The sequence below is a fragment of the Frigoribacterium sp. NBH87 genome, from assembly GCF_014217665.1.
Classification (GTDB): domain Bacteria; phylum Actinomycetota; class Actinomycetes; order Actinomycetales; family Microbacteriaceae; genus Frigoribacterium; species Frigoribacterium endophyticum.
The window spans coordinates 843,522-859,638 of record NZ_CP043650.1 but is presented as its reverse complement, the minus strand read 5'-3'; the positions used below and the strand labels follow the sequence as shown (position 1 = coordinate 859,638).

15 protein-coding genes are annotated in these 16,117 nt (G+C 71.5%); 8 read left to right on the top strand and 7 right to left on the bottom strand.

What is annotated here, in order from left to right:
- Positions 1-77: 77 nt before the first annotated feature.
- The 3 genes from F1C15_RS04005 to F1C15_RS03995 all read right to left on the bottom strand — a co-directional run bounded on the left by F1C15_RS04005 (position 78) and on the right by F1C15_RS03995 (position 6,260).
- Complete coding sequence (locus F1C15_RS04005) at positions 78-1,400, bottom strand: M1 family metallopeptidase (protein WP_219731567.1); 1,323 nt, start codon at positions 1,398-1,400, stop codon at positions 78-80.
- Complete coding sequence (locus F1C15_RS04000) at positions 1,397-5,479, bottom strand: Pls/PosA family non-ribosomal peptide synthetase (protein ID WP_185233104.1); 4,083 nt, start codon at positions 5,477-5,479, stop codon at positions 1,397-1,399. The genes F1C15_RS04005 and F1C15_RS04000 overlap by 4 nt, the downstream gene beginning before the upstream one ends.
- Before the next feature lie 79 nt (positions 5,480-5,558).
- The gene (locus F1C15_RS03995) at positions 5,559-6,260 is read right to left on the bottom strand and encodes a 4'-phosphopantetheinyl transferase superfamily protein (protein ID WP_185233102.1); all 702 of its coding nucleotides are present in this window, start codon (positions 6,258-6,260) and stop codon (positions 5,559-5,561) included.
- 180 nt (positions 6,261-6,440) lie between these two features.
- On the opposite strand from F1C15_RS03995, the gene F1C15_RS03990 reads away from it, so the two are divergent.
- The 3 genes from F1C15_RS03990 to F1C15_RS03980 all read left to right on the top strand — a co-directional run bounded on the left by F1C15_RS03990 (position 6,441) and on the right by F1C15_RS03980 (position 8,946).
- Positions 6,441-7,010, top strand: coding sequence for a recombinase family protein (locus tag F1C15_RS03990; protein ID WP_185233100.1), 570 nt, complete (start codon positions 6,441-6,443; stop codon positions 7,008-7,010).
- 290 nt (positions 7,011-7,300) lie between these two features.
- Positions 7,301-7,876, top strand: a complete 576-nt coding sequence (locus F1C15_RS03985; RefSeq protein WP_185233098.1) for a uridine kinase — start codon at positions 7,301-7,303, stop codon at positions 7,874-7,876.
- 524 nt (positions 7,877-8,400) lie between these two features.
- Positions 8,401-8,946: a uracil-DNA glycosylase gene (locus F1C15_RS03980; RefSeq protein WP_043594580.1), complete on the top strand. Its 546-nt coding sequence runs from the start codon at positions 8,401-8,403 to the stop codon at positions 8,944-8,946.
- Here the strand turns inward: F1C15_RS03980 and F1C15_RS03975 are convergent, their stop codons facing one another.
- Positions 8,947-9,873, bottom strand: coding sequence for a LysR family transcriptional regulator (locus F1C15_RS03975; RefSeq protein WP_167260826.1), 927 nt, complete (start codon positions 9,871-9,873; stop codon positions 8,947-8,949).
- Positions 9,874-9,924: 51 nt separating this feature from the next.
- Between F1C15_RS03975 and F1C15_RS03970 the strand changes: the two genes are divergently transcribed.
- Positions 9,925-11,073, top strand: a complete 1,149-nt coding sequence (locus F1C15_RS03970; RefSeq protein WP_043594582.1) for a TDT family transporter — start codon at positions 9,925-9,927, stop codon at positions 11,071-11,073.
- Between the two features lie 32 nt (positions 11,074-11,105).
- Here the strand turns inward: F1C15_RS03970 and F1C15_RS03965 are convergent, their stop codons facing one another.
- Positions 11,106-11,549, bottom strand: a complete 444-nt coding sequence (locus tag F1C15_RS03965; RefSeq protein ID WP_185233096.1) for a hypothetical protein — start codon at positions 11,547-11,549, stop codon at positions 11,106-11,108.
- A 344-nt stretch (positions 11,550-11,893) separates the two neighbouring features.
- On the opposite strand from F1C15_RS03965, the gene F1C15_RS03960 reads away from it, so the two are divergent.
- The 3 genes from F1C15_RS03960 to F1C15_RS03950 all read left to right on the top strand — a co-directional run bounded on the left by F1C15_RS03960 (position 11,894) and on the right by F1C15_RS03950 (position 13,897).
- The gene (locus F1C15_RS03960) at positions 11,894-12,559 is read left to right on the top strand and encodes an SDR family NAD(P)-dependent oxidoreductase (protein WP_185233095.1); all 666 of its coding nucleotides are present in this window, start codon (positions 11,894-11,896) and stop codon (positions 12,557-12,559) included.
- Positions 12,560-12,633: 74 nt separating this feature from the next.
- Positions 12,634-12,987, top strand: a complete 354-nt coding sequence (locus tag F1C15_RS03955; RefSeq protein ID WP_185233093.1) for a hypothetical protein — start codon at positions 12,634-12,636, stop codon at positions 12,985-12,987.
- Between the two features lie 7 nt (positions 12,988-12,994).
- Positions 12,995-13,897: a hypothetical protein gene (locus tag F1C15_RS03950; protein WP_185233091.1), complete on the top strand. Its 903-nt coding sequence runs from the start codon at positions 12,995-12,997 to the stop codon at positions 13,895-13,897.
- Positions 13,898-13,930: 33 nt separating this feature from the next.
- Here F1C15_RS03950 and F1C15_RS03945 read toward each other — a convergent pair whose 3' ends face one another.
- Positions 13,931-14,617 (bottom strand): hypothetical protein, encoded by a 687-nt coding sequence (locus F1C15_RS03945; protein WP_185233089.1) that lies wholly within the window; start codon positions 14,615-14,617, stop codon positions 13,931-13,933.
- 165 nt (positions 14,618-14,782) lie between these two features.
- Here F1C15_RS03945 and F1C15_RS03940 point away from each other — a divergent pair, with 165 nt between their 5' ends.
- Positions 14,783-15,583: a nucleotidyltransferase domain-containing protein gene (locus F1C15_RS03940; RefSeq protein WP_185233087.1), complete on the top strand. Its 801-nt coding sequence runs from the start codon at positions 14,783-14,785 to the stop codon at positions 15,581-15,583.
- Between the two features lie 9 nt (positions 15,584-15,592).
- Here F1C15_RS03940 and F1C15_RS03935 read toward each other — a convergent pair whose 3' ends face one another.
- Complete coding sequence (locus F1C15_RS03935) at positions 15,593-16,081, bottom strand: VanZ family protein (RefSeq protein ID WP_185233085.1); 489 nt, start codon at positions 16,079-16,081, stop codon at positions 15,593-15,595.
- Between the last annotated feature and the right edge of the window lie 36 nt (positions 16,082-16,117).

Sequence of the window (16,117 nt, the reverse complement as noted above, 5' to 3'; positions counted from 1 at the left end):
AGGCCTGCCCCGCCCCCGAACGCCGACGAGCCAGCCCGGCAGCCCGAGCCGAGCTCGCGAGGGTCAGCCCAGGACGGTCAGCCCCCGGCGCCCCGCCGCGGCAGCGTCGGCAGCGCCGTCTGATCGAGCCAGGCCGCGAACAGCAGCGCCAGCGAGTCGTCGGTCGTGTCGGTGACCTCGTCGCAGAGCTCGACGAAGTCGTCGGTGCTGACGACGCCGTGGCGGTGGCGGGCCGTCCACTCGCGCAGCACGGTGAAGAAGGCGTCGTCGCCGATCGTGAGCCGCAGCGCGTGGAGCGTGAGGGCTCCGCGCTTGTAGACGCGGTCGTCGAACATCGCGTCGGGCCCGGGGTCGCCCACGACGATGTCGTGCGGCGGCAGGGCGAGCCGCAGCCGCGTGCGCTGGGCGTGCGCGTGCGCGGTGGTGCCGCCGTCGTGCTCCGACCAGAGCCACTCGGCGTAGCAGGCGAAGCCCTCGTTGAGCCAGATGTCGCGCCAGTCGGCGAGGCCGACGCTGTTGCCGAACCACTGGTGCGCGAGCTCGTGCGCGATGAGCCGCTCGGTGCCCGACCTCCCGTCGACGTGGTTGGCGCCGAAGACCGCGGCCCCCTGCGCCTCCAACGGGATCTCCAGCTCGTCGGCCGTGACGACGACGGTGTACCCGGGGAAGGGGTAGGGGCCGAAGGCGTCGACGAAGCAGCCCACCATGCGGTCGAGGGGCGCGAAGTCGTGCGCGGCGCGGTCGTGCAGCTCGGGCGGGGCGACGATCAGGCCGGCGACCGGGGCGGCCTCGGTGCCGAGGGCGACGGGGACGGTCTCGTAGCGGCCGATCTGCACGGTCGCGAGGTAGGTCGAGGTCGGCTCGGGCTGCACGTACGTCCAGGTGACCTTGCCGGCGGTGGTGCGGCGGTCGGTCAGCTCGCCGTTGCAGACGACCGTGTAGCCGTGCTCGGCCGAGACGCTGATGCGGTAGCTCGCCTTGTCGGCCGGGCGGTCGTTGCACGGGAACCAGGTCGGCGCGCCCGTCGGTTGGGCGGCCACGATGACGCCGTCGTCGAGCTCCTCCCAGCCGAGCTCGCCCCAGGGGCTCTGCCGGGGGGCCGGCGTGCCCGAGTAGTCGACCCGCACGACCAGCCGGGCCCCCGCCTCCACCGGCTCGGGCAGGGTGACCGTGAGCTTGCCGGCCGTGTGGCGCGAGCGGGCGCGGGCCCCGTCGACCCTGACCTTCTCGACGCGGAGGCCGACGAGGTCGAGCTGCAGGCTCCGGAGGCGCGTGGCGGCCACCGCGGTCACGGTCGCCGTGCCGTCGAGCCGGTTGGTGGCCACGCGGTAGGCCAGCTCGAGGTCGTACGACTCGGCCGACCAGGTCTCGTCGCCGCTGCCGGGGGCGTACGAGGTCACGAGGTGACGGCGTGGTAGTCGGCGAACGTGACCTCGCGCCACGGGCCGATCGGGTTGCCGCTCCAGCGGCTGCCGGCGGGCACGCCCTCGCCGCGCATCACGAGCGAGGCGGGGCCGACGGTCGCGTGCTCGCCGATCACGGCGGCGGGCAGCACGACGCCGTGCGGCCCGAGGGTCGCCCCGGCGCGGAGCGTGACGGAGTCCATGGACATGATTCGATCATGGAACAGGTGGGTCTGCACGACGCAGCCCCGGTTGACCGTGCTGCCGTCGCCGAGCGTGACGAGGTCGGCCTCGGGCAGCCAGTAGCTCTCGGTCCAGACGCCGCGGCCGATCCGGGCGCCGAGGCTGCGCAGCCACCAGACCAGGGCGGGGGTGCCGCTGGCCGCGCGGGCGAACCACGGCGCGGCGCACATCTCGACGAACACGTCGGCGGTCTCGCTGCGCCAGACGAACGACGACCAGAGCGGCTGCTCGGAGGCGCGCACCCGTCCGATCAGCAGCCACTTCGCGGCGGTGCTGACGGCCGCGGCGACGGCCCCCGCGGCGAGCAGCAGGACGGCGCTGAGCAGGGAGGCGGCGAGCAGGCCGAGCGCGTCGGTCACGGCCCAGAGGCCGAAGACGAGGCCGAGGCCGATCAGCACGGTGACGACGACGGGCACGACCCGGCTGAGCTCCCAGGCGACGCGGGCGGCGCGGAGCCGTGCCGGCGGGCGGAAGGTGCGCGACTCGTCGGCGACCGCGACCGTGCGTCGCAGCCGGACGGGCGGCGAGCCGAGCCACGACGAGCCGGCCTTCGACGAGCGCGGGGCCGCCGAGAGCACGGCGACGAGGCCGTCCTTCGGGACCACGTGCCCGGGGCCGGCCATGCCCGAGTTGCCGAGGAAGGCCCGGCGGCCGATCTCGGCCCGGGCGACGCGCAGCCAGCCGCCGCCGAGCTCGTACGAGGCGACGAGGGTGTCGTCGGCGAGGAAGGCCCCGTCGCGGATCGTCGTCATGCACGGCAGCAGCAGCACGGTCGAGGCCTCGACGTCGCGGCCGACGCGGGCCCCGAGGAGGCGTAGCCAGACCGGGGTCGCGAGGCTCGAGTACAGCGGGAAGAGATAGGTGCGGGCGAGGTCGAGCAGGCGCTCGGTGCTCCAGATCTGCCAGCCGACGCGGCTGCGCACGGCCCAGGTGCCCTCGCGGACGCCGAGGGCGAGCAGCCGGACGGCCCCGACGACGACGAGCGCCGCGACGACGCCGGCCAGCAGGGTGCCGGGCACCGCCCCCCCGACGGCCCGCCACCAGGCCTCGCCGAGCGTGGCCGAGCCCCGCACGCCCGCGGCGACGACGGCGCCGCCGGCGGAGAGCGAGGCGACCGGCAGCAGGCTGATCAGCAGCGACGAGACGCCGTAGGCCCACAGCCACCGTCGGGCACGGTCGGGCCGCTCGTCCGGCCACCAGGTGCGCGCCTTGCCGACCCGGGCGGCGGGGGAGCCCGACCAGGCCTGGCCCGCCGGCACGCGACCGAAGACGGCGGAGCCCGGCGCGACCGTGGCGTGCTTGCCGATGCGGGTGCCGGGCAACAGGGTGCTGCGCATGCCGACGGTGCTGCCCGCCCCGATCCGGACGGCGCCGAGGCGCAGCACGTCGCCGTCGACCCACCAGCCCGACAGGTCGACCTCGGGCTCGATCGACGCGCCCCGGCCGACGCGCAGCATGCCCGTCACGGGCGGCAGCGTGTGCAGGTCGACGTCGGGGGCGATGCGCGCGCCGAGGGCGCGGGCGTAGTAGCTGATCCACGGCGCGCCGGCGAGGCCGGTCGCCGCGGTCTGCAGCTGCACCTGCTCGGCGAGCCACAGCCGCAGGTGGACGCCGCCGCCGCGCGGGTGGTCGCCCGCGGCGACCCCGGACAGCAGGAGTCGCGCCGCGGCCACCGAGATCGCCATCCGCCCCGGCGGCGTCACGAACACGACGAGCCCCACGACGAGCAGCCAGGCGTCGACCCGCGGCAGCACGTCGAAGCCGCCCGCTGCTCGCAGCACGGTGGAGGCGGTCAGCGCGATCGTCAGCCAGCGGAGGCCGGCGAGGAGGTGCAGCGGCAGGCCGAGGAGCGTCTGCAGCCACTGGGTGCGGGCGGGGACGGGCAGCGACCGGTGGTGCTCGGTACGGGAGGGACCTGCCGGGTCTCCCGCGACTCCGGCCCGTCTCTGGGCGAGGTCGTCGGCCATCGCGCCGAGGCGCGGGTGCGAGTAGACGTCGGCGACGGTGTACTCGGGGTCGCGCTCGCGGATGCGCGCCACCAGCTGGGCCGCGGCGAGCGAGCCGCCGCCGAGGTCGAAGAAGTCGGCGGAGGCGTCGCCGATCGGGAGGCCCAGGACGGCCTGCCAGTCGGCCGCCAGCAGGGCCTCGTCGGGCCCGAGGGCGCCCGCGCCCGGGCCGCTGCCCGTGCCGCTGCCCGTGCCCGCCGAGCCGTCGTCGGGGGCCTGGTCGGCGAGGGGCCAGGGGAGGGCGTCGCGGTCGATCTTGCCGGAGGTCTTGGTGGGGAGGTCTCCGTCGACGACGGTGAGGAGGGGGACGAGGGCGGCGGGCAGCGCCTCGCGGAGGCGGGCGAGGGCCGCGGCGCGGTCGAGCGTCGGGGCGGGTGCGGCGGCTGTGCCCGCGCCGGTGCCCGTGCCAGCGCCGCCGTGCAGGGCGAGGTAGCCGACGATGACCCGGTTGCCGGCCGACGTCTCGCGGACGGCGGCGGCGGCGCCCGCGACGCCGGGCAGCGCCTGGAGCGCCGACTCGATCTCGCCGAGCTCGATGCGCCGCCCGCCGACCTTGACCTGGTCGTCGGCCCGGCCACGGAAGACGAGCCCCTCCCGGTCGAGCACGACGAGGTCGCCGCTGCGGTAGGCCCGTGACCAGCCGAGCTGCGGGTGCGGGGCGTACTTCTCGGCGTCCTTGGCGGGGTCGAGGTACCGGGCGAGGCCGACGCCGCCGATGATGAGCTCGCCGACCTCGCCCTCGGCGACCGGGTCGCCCGTGGGGTCGACGACGGCGACGTCCCAGCCGAGCAGGGGCAGGCCGATGCGGACGGTCTCGCCCGGCACGACGAGGGCGCCGGTCGCGACGACCGTCGACTCGGTCGGGCCGTAGGTGTTCCAGACCTCGCGGCCGTCGCCGCAGACGCGGTCGACCAGCTCGAGCGGGAAGGCCTCGCCGCCGAAGACGAGCAGGCGCACCGACTCGAGCGCCTCGGCCGGCCACAGCGCGGCGAGCGTCGGCACGGTCGAGACGACGGTGATGCCGTGGGTGACGAGCCAGGGGCCGAGGTCGGCGCCGGTGCGCACGAGGCTGCGCGGGGCGGGCACGAGGCAGGCGCCGCTGCGCCAGGCCAGCCACATCTCCTCGCAGGAGGCGTCGAAGGCGACCGAGAGGCCCGCGAGCACGCGGTCGCCGGGCCCGAGCGGGCCCAGCGGGTCGTCGGCGAGGAAGAGCTCGGCCTCGGCGTCGGCGAACGCGGCGGCTGCACGGTGGCTCGCCGCGACTCCCTTGGGGGTGCCGGTCGACCCTGAGGTGAAGATGACCCAGGCGTCGTCGGCGGGCTCGGGGCGCGGCGGCCGGGCCGGGGCGCCGGGCCCGCGGCGGTCGGCGGTGCTGGCGTGCGGGGCCCGGGCGCCGAAGAGCGGCACGCCCTGGGTCTCGTCCTGCCCCGCGGTGCGGAACACCCCTCCGGCGCCGACGACGCCCGCGACCTGCGCCTCGCCGAAGACCAGGTCGGCGCGCTCCTCCGGGTCGTCGGCGTCGACCGGCACGTAGGCGGCGCCCGCGGTCAGCACGGCGAGGATGGCGACGTAGAGCCGTCGGTCGCCCGAGGGCATCCGGACGCCGACCCGGTCGCCGCGGCCGACGCCGGCGGCGGCGAGGGCGCTCGCGGCGACGGCGACGTGGGCCGACAGCTCGCGGTAGCTGAGGGCGCCGCGCTCGTCCTCGAGGGCGGAGGCCTCGGGGTGGGCGGCGGTGGTCGTCTCGAGCACGTCGACGAGGGTGCGCGGGGCGGCGGCGCGGCCGGAGCGGAGGAAGGGGTCGAGGGGCGTGCCGGCGTCGGGCATGGGGTCTCCGCGGGTCGGGCGCGCGGCGGGCGCGCGGGGGAGGCCTCGGCGTCGAGGGTCTCGCAGGGTCGGTCGGAACCTAGGTCGACGCGGTGACCGGCAGGTGAACGCGGAGCGACGAGCCGTGCAGGGCGGGCCCCGCGAGGGCCGCGAGGAGGCGCGGGTCGGCCCCGGTGCCGGGGGCCGTGCCGACGGCTGCGGAGAGGCCGAGGTCGAGCCCCTCGACCTCGCCGGACCACCGCGCCCGTGACAGGTCGCCCACGTCGACCGCGGCGGGGTCTCGGGTCAGGCCCTCCCCGGAGGACTTGAGCACCGCCTCCGCCCGGACCCAGCGGTGCAGGTCGTCGTGCGGGGTGCCGCTCGTCACCTGCTCGACGTCGACGCCGACGGGGAGGCCCCAGCGGAGTGCCAGCAGGGCGGTGTCGCCGGAGCGGCTGAGGCTGACGTGCAGGTCGTCGCTGTCGACGACGACGGGGCGCCCGTGCGGCCCGCCGCAGCGCCGGCAGGGCTCGCGGCGCCAGGTCACGTCGGCCGGGTGGCGGTCGAGCGCGAGGCCCACGAGGAGGCGCGTGGCGACGTGCGAGAGCAGCCAGCGGTGCCGGTCGGTCGCGTCGTGCAGCCGGGCAGCCCGGGCCCGCTCGTCGGCGTCGAGCCACGCGGACGCGGACGAGCCGGCGGGCAGCGTCAGCCCGTGCGCCCGGGCGAGCCCCGCCGCCGTGTCGTCGAGGCGCATCAGCCAGACGTCGACGCCGTGGTGGGCGGCGGGGACGGAGTGGGGCACGTCGTCATGATCGCAGGCTGGCGGGGCGTGCCGGGGTGTGCGGTGAGCGGTCGTTCATCGGGACACTCTGCGCGACCATGTTCGGCCGGCTGAGGCCAAGTGGTGCCTGGCCTGCGGATTCGCGTATGCCTGTCCCGCAAAAATGCCCGGTGAAGGGGGTACAAACGCTACAGTCCTTGAATGCTCATCGGATACGCGCGTGTGTCGACCTCGGGACAAGATCTCGCAGCACAACGTGACGGTCTTGCAGCACTGGGTGTTGACGATCAACACGTGCATGTGGACCACGGGCTGTCGGGAACAACTCGAGCCCGCCCGGGCCTCCGGGAAGCGCTGGCGGCATGCCGTGCCGGCGACGTCTTGGTCGTCACCAAGCTTGATCGACTTGCCCGGTCGCTGCGCGACGCGACGGACATTGCGGACGAGCTGACAAAAAAAGGCGTCGCCCTGAACCTCGGGGGAGCGGTCTATGACCCCACCGACCCCGTCGGTCGGCTCCTGTTCAACGTCCTCGGCATGGTCGCCGAGTTCGAAGCCGACCTCATCCGCGCCCGCACCCGCGAGGGCATGGCGATCGCCAAGGCCGCCGGCAAGCTCCGTGGTCGCAAGCCCAAGCTCACCGCCTCGCAGGAGAAGCACCTCGTGCAGCTGCACCGCACCGGTGCGCACACCACGAGCGACATTGCCGAGTTGTTCGGCGTTGCCCGGTCGACGGTCTATCGAGCGATCCAAAGAGCAGAGCAGGCCTAGATGGCACCCGGAAGAACGGAACCGCCCCGCCGAGAGCGGCTGAGGAACGGCCGCCGCCGTCCAGCGCCACCGCGGACACGCGCTGAACGAGACGAGTGGCGACGGGCTCGCGCCAACAGTGGAGCTCCTGCCTGGTGGCCTCGATCGTCATTGTGGCTGTGGAGGTGGTTTGTCCGGCCCGTCCTGCGGTTCTTTGAACGCTTCCTACGCTTCGTGTTCGACGGCCTGTAGGACCCAACACTGGTCCATTAGCCCATCGGCCACCGGGGGCGACCTCGTAGGGTCGTTGCATGGATCAGGGCGAAGTTGTCGAGCATGTCGCGCTTAGGGCCCGGTCGGCAGGCCGCCCGGTTGTGGTCGGTATCTCGGGCTTCTGCGGGTCGGGGAAGTCCACGCTTGCGCGCCGGATGGTCGAGGCTCTGCCTGGCGCAGTGAGGATGCGCGGTGACGACTTTCTCGATCCCGCACGCTCTCACCTTCGCTCTGCAGACTGGGACGGAGTGGATCGGCAACGTCTTGTTTCGAGTGTCTTGGAGCCCTTCCGCGGCGAGCTGCAGGGCGAGTTCCGACGGTATGACTGGGCGGTAGGGGCCCTCGGCGCTCCGGAGCCGGTTCCTCGCGCCGAGATCCTCGTCGTCGATCTCATCGGCCTTTTCCACCCTGAGGCCCTGCCTTCCCTCGACGTCACGGTCTGGTGCGATGTCGAGCTCGACGTCGCCGTCAGCCGCGGCATGGCCCGCGACAGGGAACTAGGCCGACGCCACGAGGCGTTGTGGACCGACGTCTGGGCTCCGAATGAACGCGACTTCGCCCAGGAGTTCATGCCGCGAGAGCACGCAGAGATGCTGTACGCATCGTCTCAGTAGGGGATCGACAACTGGACGCCACAGTCGGTACTCGCACCGTGGGTGACAGAGCAACCTCGATGAGCTAGCTCGACGCAGCCCAGAGGACGCCGCAGCCCAAGGTCATGATGAGCACGACTGCACTTGCGCCGAGCCAAGGCTTCGCGGGAGGTGCCCACGTCTGCTTGCCCCATCCATGGTGACGGACGGTCTTCACAAGCCCCACCACGCCGAGGAGGAGACCGATCACAGCCCCTGCAACGAGAGCAAGAAGAATTGGATCGGTCCCCGACATGCGTTGAGCTTATGCGCCCCTCAGCCTTACTCAGACGGTGGTCTGTTGAGGCGATAACGGTGTCGGCTGTTCCCTGCCCATCTGCGGGCAAGGGGCGATGCTAACCCGCTTCCGCAGCCTGCCCACTAGGGGATCCCCCACTGGATCACTTGCTGTGGGGCGAGCGCACTCGGAGAGGACGCCGTCGTGGTCGTTCCGTGTCGTCGGTGAGCGTGGGCGGAAACGGTCCCTAACGTCGTAGCGTCTAGGGATGCAGCAGCCCAGGGGCCTCGATCAGCTCGTATCGGAATGGCGGAGCTCCGGACCAGGACGTGCGCGCTTCGTGCCGGGCTTCGACCCATCAGGTGGAGGAGCAGCGGCGACAGTTCTCGTGCTGATGGAATCACCCGGTCCTGCCACGATCAAGCAGGGCGAGGACGCGATCAGCAGTGAGGACAACCCGGGGCCGACGGCGTCTGCGTTCAGGCGAGCACGGATCGAGTCGGGTCTGGGCAGGAACGTCTACCTGCGATGGAACATCGTCCCGTGGGCCCTTGGTCGGGCGCCGACCGTCACCGATCTCGACGAGGCACGCCCTGCCCTGGCTCAGCTGCTCGTTTCTCTGCCGCAGCTGCGGGCGATCGTGACCTTCGGCACTCCGGCCCTGACGGGCGTGATGAGGTACTTCACCCTGGAACCGCGTGCGAGGGTCGTGCCCGTGCTCGCGGCACCCCATCTGTCGCCGGCGAACGCCACCCGCGCCGGCGAGAAGCACCTGCGGGCCGTCACGGCCCTACGGCACGCTTCGCTTCTCTGATCATCTCGGCGAGGAGTCGGGGCTGTGCTGCGACGCGGCGATCACGGCCAGGAGATCCTGCGCCCCGGCGCTCAGACCGGCCGACCACACGGCGCGGAACGGGCGCCTCAGGTCGACGGCTGCCGGGACGGTGACGAGGCGCCCGGCACGGAGGTCGTCCTCGACCAGCAACGAGCTGATGACTCCCGGACCCACACCGCCGGCGATGGCCGCCCGGATGGCGCCCGTCGACGACAACTGCGCAGCGGGTTCTGCCATCAGGGCAGGGTCGATCCCCAGGGCGAGCTCGAGGGTCCGGCGGGTGCCCGAGCCCGACTCCCGAGACACGAGCGGTGTGGATGCGAGATCCGCTGCCGTCACGGGTTCGGACTTCGATGCCCATGCGTGCCTCGGCGAGACGACGACGAGCAGTTCGTCGACACCCAGGACGGTCGTGGCGAGCCCGTCGGCCTCATCAGGGGTCTCCGTGAACCCGAGGTGCGCGCGCCCCGAACGGACCTCGTCGACGACCCAGTCGCTGTTGCCCGATTCCAGGCGTACCCGGACACGATCCGCTGCCGCTGTCATCCAGCGTGGCATCAGCGCCTCTGACACCGTCTGACTCGCCGCGACGAGGAGAGCGTCGGAGGCGCCGGTCATCAGGGTGTGCAGCGATCGTTCGAAGGTGGTCGCCGCCTCGAGCAGGGGTCGGCCCCACTCGCACACCAGGAGTCCGTGCTCGGTCAGCGCCGAGCCCGCCCGAGAGCGGACGAGCAACGTACGACCCAGCCGCCGCTCGGCGCCCGTGATGCGAGACGACGCCGCCTGCTGGCTGATGCCCACCGATGTCGCGGCCCGGCCCAGACTGCCCGATCTCGAGATCGCCTCCAGCAGTCGGAGCGTCTCGAGATCAACAGGGAGTCCGGTCACAAGGATCGATTGTGACACCACAAGCATCCGCCCGTATCGGCAGCCGGACGCACGTACGAAGATCGAGGCATGCCTGCCGCGATCACACCGACTGTCGCCCCTCCCCGCACGCACGGTCTGTTCCGCCAGCTCGAGCACCGCGGGCAGATCGTGTCGAACCTGACCCCGAACTGGTTCGCGTCGATCATGGGGACCGGCATCGTCGCCAACGCCGCGGCGACCCTGCCGTTGCAGTTCCCGGGGCTGCGCCCTGCCGCGACCATCGTCTGGGCACTGGCCAGCGTGTTGTTGGTCGCTCTCAGCACGGCGACCGTCATGCACTGGGTGCGTTACCGAGCCACCGCGCGGGGGCATCGACTCAATCCGGTGATGGCGCACTTCTACGGGGCACCGCCCATGGCGCTGCTGACCGTCGGCGCGGGCACCCTGCTCTTGGGCAGAGACGTCCTCGGTACGCCCCTGGCGGTCGGCATCGACTGGGTGTTGTGGACCATCGGTACGGTGCTCGGCCTCGTCAGCGCGATCGCGGTCCCGTACCTGACGTTCACCCGGCACGACACGGCCCCCGACAGTGCGTTCGGCGGCTGGCTCATGCCCGTGGTTCCCCCGATGGTGTCTGCCTCGACCGGTGCGCTGCTGCTGCCCTTCCTGCCCGCGGGGCAGGCCAGGCAGAACATGCTCTGGGGGTGCTACGCGATGTTCGGGTTGTCGTTGCTGGCGTCGATCGTGATCATCACGCTGATCTGGTCACGCCTGGCCCAGCACAAGATCGGCCCGGCCGGCATGGTCCCGACCCTCTGGATCGTCCTCGGTCCCCTGGGGCAGTCGATCACCGCGGCCAACCTGCTCGGTGGCAACGCCCACCTCGCCGTCGACCAGGGAACCTCGCACGCCCTGTTCGTCTTCGGGCTCGTCTACGGTGTGCCCACTCTGGGATTCGCCCTGATGTGGGCGGCACTGGCATCGGCCATCACCCGCCGCACCATCCGCCAGGGGCTCCCGTTCTCACTCACCTGGTGGTCGTTCACCTTCCCCGTCGGCACCTGCGTGACAGGCCTGAACGGTCTGGCCCTGCACACGGGACTCGTCGCGCTGCAGGTACTGGCGGTCGTGTTCTACATCGGGCTCGTCGGGGCCTGGGTCACGGTCGCCGTGCGCACCTTCCACGGCAGCGTCATACGCGGAACGCTCCTCGCGCCTCCCCGTCCCCTGCCCTGACCGCGGACGACGAGGGTGCGTGGGGGAGTGGCTCAGATCGAACAGGCGTCGTTCCAGTCATGGCGATAGGCCTCGGGGTCACTGACGTCGACGATGGCCGAGGCGGCGCCCTTGGGCTCGTCACGCGACCGGTAGCTCTCGAACGCCACCGCACTGCGGTCGTTGCTCGCCGGATCACGCACCCCGGAGGCTTCGACCCACAGAGTCCAGTTCCACCGCGTCCGGACGCCAGGCTGCAACGCGCCTTCGCCGACGACCAACAGCACGTCCGTGCCGGCGGGTGAAGACTCGAAGTCTGCGCCCGTGAATGATCGGACCGACGACGTGAGGCCTCTCGCGCTGATCTCCCGAGCTAACTGACTGCCCATGTCCGAGAGATGCTCGCCAGCATCGCCATCCACAGCCACGATGCCTCCACCGGACGGAAGCTGACTCAGCATCTCGGAAACCAAGTCATGGATGACGGTGTTGCTCATGATGCTTTCTCCTGCTCACTCGTTCGTCGAAACGGAAAAGGGAGTCGGCGGCCGCCGACTGATGCGGCTGCACGAAGCGGTCGCGAACCTGATGCAACCACGAGCATGCGCCGACGTTCAGCCCTGTAGAAGCGCGTGCTTGGAGCGCCCGATAGGGGATCGTTCACCGAGATCAGTTTCGGACTGACCCATCGGGACAGCTGGCGCCCCGTAGCTGCGGGAAGGTGGCTGGCCTCCACCGTTGATCGGTGACCGATCATCTGTCGGACACGCCTACGCGAGTCGAGGGTCCTATCCAGACTGGCTTTTGCTCAACGAATCGACCGCTGCCCTAGGGTCGGGGCATGCCTCTTGCTCTCGTCACCGGAGCCGCGCGTTCGAACAGCATCGCTGCGGGCATCGTCCCTCGGCTCGAAGCCGATGGGTGGGAGGTCGTCACCAGCGACCTCGACACGGGTGATTACCCCTGCGACCTCTCGAGCCCGACCGCCCCGATCGCTCTCATAGAGCAAGTTACGAGCGAGCGCGGAACGATCGGCGGACTCGTTCTCAGCCATGCGCACGGCGTCGAGTCCGGCGTGCTGGACACCACCGCGGAGGCCTTCGACCAGCACGTCGCGGTCAACGCCCGCGCATCGCTGCTCCTGATCGCGGCGTTCGCCCGTCACGTCGACGCCGGCGGTGGAGCTGTCGTCGCGTTCACGAGCGACCACACCACCGGCAACCTGGCCTACGGCGCCTCCAAGGGCGCTCTCGACCGCATCGTCATCTCTGCCGCCCGCGAGCTCGGCCCGAGGGGCATCTCTGCGAACGTCGTGAATCCTGGACCGATCGACACGGGATGGATGGATGACGAAGCACGGGACGCGATGACGGCGTGCCACCCATTGGGACGGCCAGGGACACCCCGCGACATCGCCGGCATCACCGCGTTCCTGCTGTCGGACGAAGGACGTTGGATCAGCGGGCAGCTCCTGCGTGCCGATGGCGGTTTCTCCGCGCAGTTCTGATCGAAGTCCACACCCTGAGGGGCGTCTCTTCAACCGGGATCGGCCGGGGTCGGCGCCGAGAGCAGGATGGAGGGGTGAGGGTGATGATGATCGCCGGCCAGACCCTGGCGGTCTCGGCGGACCAGGAAACGAAGTGGCCGTCTCTGGTGGCTGAGGCGCTTCGCGAGGTCGAGGACGGTGAGCGGCAGGTCCCGACCGTGTGGTTCCGCACGGACACACGTGTCAGCGGATCACTGCCCGTCTCCGACGCGTTCCCCGTCTCCTTCGTCGACGACGAGACGCCTCCGAACTTCCTGGGCTCAGTGACGGCCCTGGGCCGAGACGCCGAGCCGCCTGACACGTCCGCGGCCCGATATGCGATCCTCTGCCGCGAGGCTGGGCGAAGGACCGGCGGCGACGTCGTGAGTCTCGGCGGTGTTGCCGGATGATGGGCGCATGACCGTGCCCGTGGAGTCGCCGCCGCCTCGGAGATCGAGGACTGCCGGCGTGCTCAGCGCCTCGGCGGATGCGGAACGGCTCGTTCTCGAGAAGCATCCTGAGCTCCTTCGTCGCGTCGGGGGAGTGCTCGCTGAGTACGAGACCTCAGCGTCGCGCCTCGTTGATCAGCGACGCAGATCGGGGGACGTGACGAGAGCCAGCGAGGTGCGTCCCAGGCACCGCATGAGCGTCCGGGGGCTTCCCGGTGCCCTTTCCTTCATCGCCTCGGTCGTGGTGCTCCAGAATCTGGCCGGTGGGAGGTTCGCTCCGCGGGGTGTCCCGGTGTCCAACATCACGGCTGCCGTGCCGGATCGGCTCGACGTCGTCGCTGTCGTGTGGGCCGCGGTGGCTTTGCTCGCCGCTGTTGTCGGGGTCGTGTGCGCGGGTGGGGCTCGGCCGCCGCACCTCCTCGGAATGACCGCTGTGTTCTCGATGCCGTCAGCGGTCCTCGCGGTGTTCGACGAGTCGACGGCCGTCAACGAGCGTGTCGCGCCGTGGCTCGGGGCGTGGTCGTTGCTGCTCCTCGTGCTCGCTGGTGTGGCGCTCGCCGTGTGGGTGAGGGCAGACCGGCGCCGCTTCGCGGTGACCGGGGGTGCGACGGCTCGGGTCGCCGCGGCACGGTCCGGACTCGAGGTCGAGCATGAACGTGCCGTGTACCGCCTCACCGACCTGATGCCGGTCCGTTCGCCCGAGGGCCGTGCGTTGCGTGTCGACCGAGACCGTGCGGTGGCCGCGGCCCGTCGCTCAGCCGGTGTCCTTCCTGGGGACGGGACCAAGCCCGAGGGGCCGGTGCCTCTCGGCGGCTACGTCCTGGCGGCCCGACACGCGGGCAGGTGCGCCGAGCTCAACGCAGCAGAGTGATCACGTCCCGGGAGGGGATCGCTCTCCAAGCTGTCAGGTCGTGGATCGATTGATCGTGTCGCCGTCCCAGGAGAGGTCGGAGTCCTCGTCGACGGGGAAGGCCTCGAAGCGGCCGTCGGTGAGGATCGCGTGGACGAACGCCTGTGAGCCGGCGACGATCGTGGAGTCCCAGTCGATCTCGGTGGCGAGCACCCAGGCGTGGTCCTCGGGCCAGAGCAGCTGGGGTGACTCGTCCGTCCGGAAGCCGATGTCGACGCCCCAGCCTGGCTCGGCGAGTTCCGTGGTGGTGGTCCGGGCGAGCACGTAGTCGTATCGATCGATGGTCGCAGAGTGGCCGATGAGGTCTTGGCCGCTGCCGCCGACCCAGTACGCCGCGAGGGCGTCGTCGGGTGTCGTGGTCGCGTCGCCGAGCAGTGGTGCCAGGGCAGCGAGCACCTGGGGGTCGAGGCGCCCGACGTCGCTCGTTCCTCCCTGTGGCTCGTCGTGGTCGAGGAGTCGCTCCCACTGCACGAGGGGGTGCATCACCTTCCCGGCGGTGGCCGCGACATCGGCCCAGCGGCGGTGTTCCCAGGCGCCGTTACCGGTGGGGCGCGGATGCAGGATGCGCGCGTAGGCCTCGAAGTCGTACCCGGCGATCGAGCCGACCCGGGCCCAGCCGCCCTGCCGGTACATCCGTCGCCCCAGCCAGGACGCGCGTTCCACATCGTCGGTGATCTGCATGATCGTGACCCTGCCATGCCGGGGAGGCCGTGACGAGGAGGAAGAGGAGGCTTGCGCTGAGTCGCTGCGGGGAGAGAAGGGCACAACCGTCCCGCTGAAGGATCGACGACGGGACTGACCGGGTGTCTCGTCTGGGCGCATCGAGTGGCTGGGTAGAGTCTGGACATGCGCGCAGTCCCGGGGGGCCTCGATCCGTCGGTCGTGACACAGATCGACAGTCGTCTGGCGGGCGTCGCAGCTGAACACGACGTCCGTGTGCCCTGGGCGATCGAGAGCGGCAGTCGAGCGTGGGGTTTCCCGTCGCCGGACAGCGACTACGACTGCCGGTTCATCTACGTTCGCGCGCCGGAGGCCTACCTGTCGCTGTGGCCGTGGCGAGACGTCATCGAGACTCCCCTCGACAGCGTCCTCGACGTGAACGGGTGGGACCTCGCCAAAGCCGTTCGCCTCCTCGTCAAGGGCAACGCCGTCGTGATCGAGTGGCTGCGCTCGCCCATCGTCTACACGGGCGACGAGTCCTTCCGGGACGAGCTCCTCGCCCTCGCCGACGACGTCGTCGAGCGGGCGGCCGTCGGGCGGCACTACCTCCACGTCGCTCACAAACAGCAGGCGGGCAAGCCCACCCTCAAGCGCTTCTTCTACGTCCTCCGGACGACGACTGCGTTGCGGTGGCTGCACGTCCACCCGAACGAGACCGTTCCCCCGATGGACCTGCCGACGCTGCTCGCCGAGGCCGAGGTGTCGAACGACGTCCGTCTCGCGGCTGACACGCTGATCGCCACGAAGGCTCGGACACGGGAGATGGGCACGCAGGCTCCGCCACCGCAGCTCGCGCGGTTCGTCGAGGTGGAGCTGCAGCGTGCCAGCCACTTCGAGACGGATCCCGCCGTGAAGCACCCCGATGAGGTCCGGGCCACGACCGACGCGTACTTCCGGCAGGCCGTGGCCTCGAGCTCTGCCCGGTAGCCGATCGGCCTACGGTGCTGCTGTGACTCGACGGTCGAGGCCCAGGGCAGCGAGGGCGAGGAGTCCGCCGAGGACGGCGCCGATGGTGTTCGTGATCCAGTCGCCGGTGTCGCAGGCGCGTCCGAGGGCCGGGACGATCGCCTGGACGAGCTCGATGAGTGCTGACGTGGCAGTGCCGCCCATGACGGCCAGGACGGGGCGCCGGACGAGCAGGCCCGCAAGCAGGACCGGGGGGATGAACAGCAGCACGTTCGCCACCGTCTCGACGGCTCGGAGCCCGAAGTAGGGAAGCCCGACGGTGCAGGTCACGTCTCGGTCGACCCCGCCCTCCGGGTAGAGGGTCAGGCCGGCGAGGATCACGAGGGAGGCGATGAAGAGAGCCCGGAGCAGTCGCGGCCGCGGCACGATCGCGGCCGCGATGAACGGGCCGGTCAGGACTGCGAGGAGCAGGACGGCGACGGGGAGCCACGGCACCTGCACCAGGAGAGTTGAGAGCACTGACTCACCGTAGTGACCCAGGAGCTGCACGATGGG

Excerpts from the sequence above, each read along its gene's own strand:
- F1C15_RS03940 (WP_185233087.1), top strand. The coding sequence starts at position 14,783 with ATGCGCGCAGTCCCGGGGGGCCTCGATCCGTCGGTCGTGACACAGATC.
- F1C15_RS03985 (WP_185233098.1), top strand. The coding sequence starts at position 7,301 with ATGGATCAGGGCGAAGTTGTCGAGCATGTCGCGCTTAGGGCCCGGTCG.
- F1C15_RS03990 (WP_185233100.1), top strand. The coding sequence starts at position 6,441 with ATGCTCATCGGATACGCGCGTGTGTCGACCTCGGGACAAGATCTCGCA.
- F1C15_RS03965 (WP_185233096.1), bottom strand. The coding sequence starts at position 11,549 with ATGAGCAACACCGTCATCCATGACTTGGTTTCCGAGATGCTGAGTCAG.
- F1C15_RS03950 (WP_185233091.1), top strand. The coding sequence starts at position 12,995 with ATGACCGTGCCCGTGGAGTCGCCGCCGCCTCGGAGATCGAGGACTGCC.
- F1C15_RS03980 (WP_043594580.1), top strand. The coding sequence starts at position 8,401 with ATGCAGCAGCCCAGGGGCCTCGATCAGCTCGTATCGGAATGGCGGAGC.
- F1C15_RS04000 (WP_185233104.1), bottom strand. The coding sequence starts at position 5,479 with ATGCCCGACGCCGGCACGCCCCTCGACCCCTTCCTCCGCTCCGGCCGC.
- F1C15_RS03970 (WP_043594582.1), top strand. The coding sequence starts at position 9,925 with ATGCCTGCCGCGATCACACCGACTGTCGCCCCTCCCCGCACGCACGGT.
- F1C15_RS03945 (WP_185233089.1), bottom strand. The coding sequence starts at position 14,617 with ATGCAGATCACCGACGATGTGGAACGCGCGTCCTGGCTGGGGCGACGG.
- F1C15_RS03960 (WP_185233095.1), top strand. The coding sequence starts at position 11,894 with ATGCCTCTTGCTCTCGTCACCGGAGCCGCGCGTTCGAACAGCATCGCT.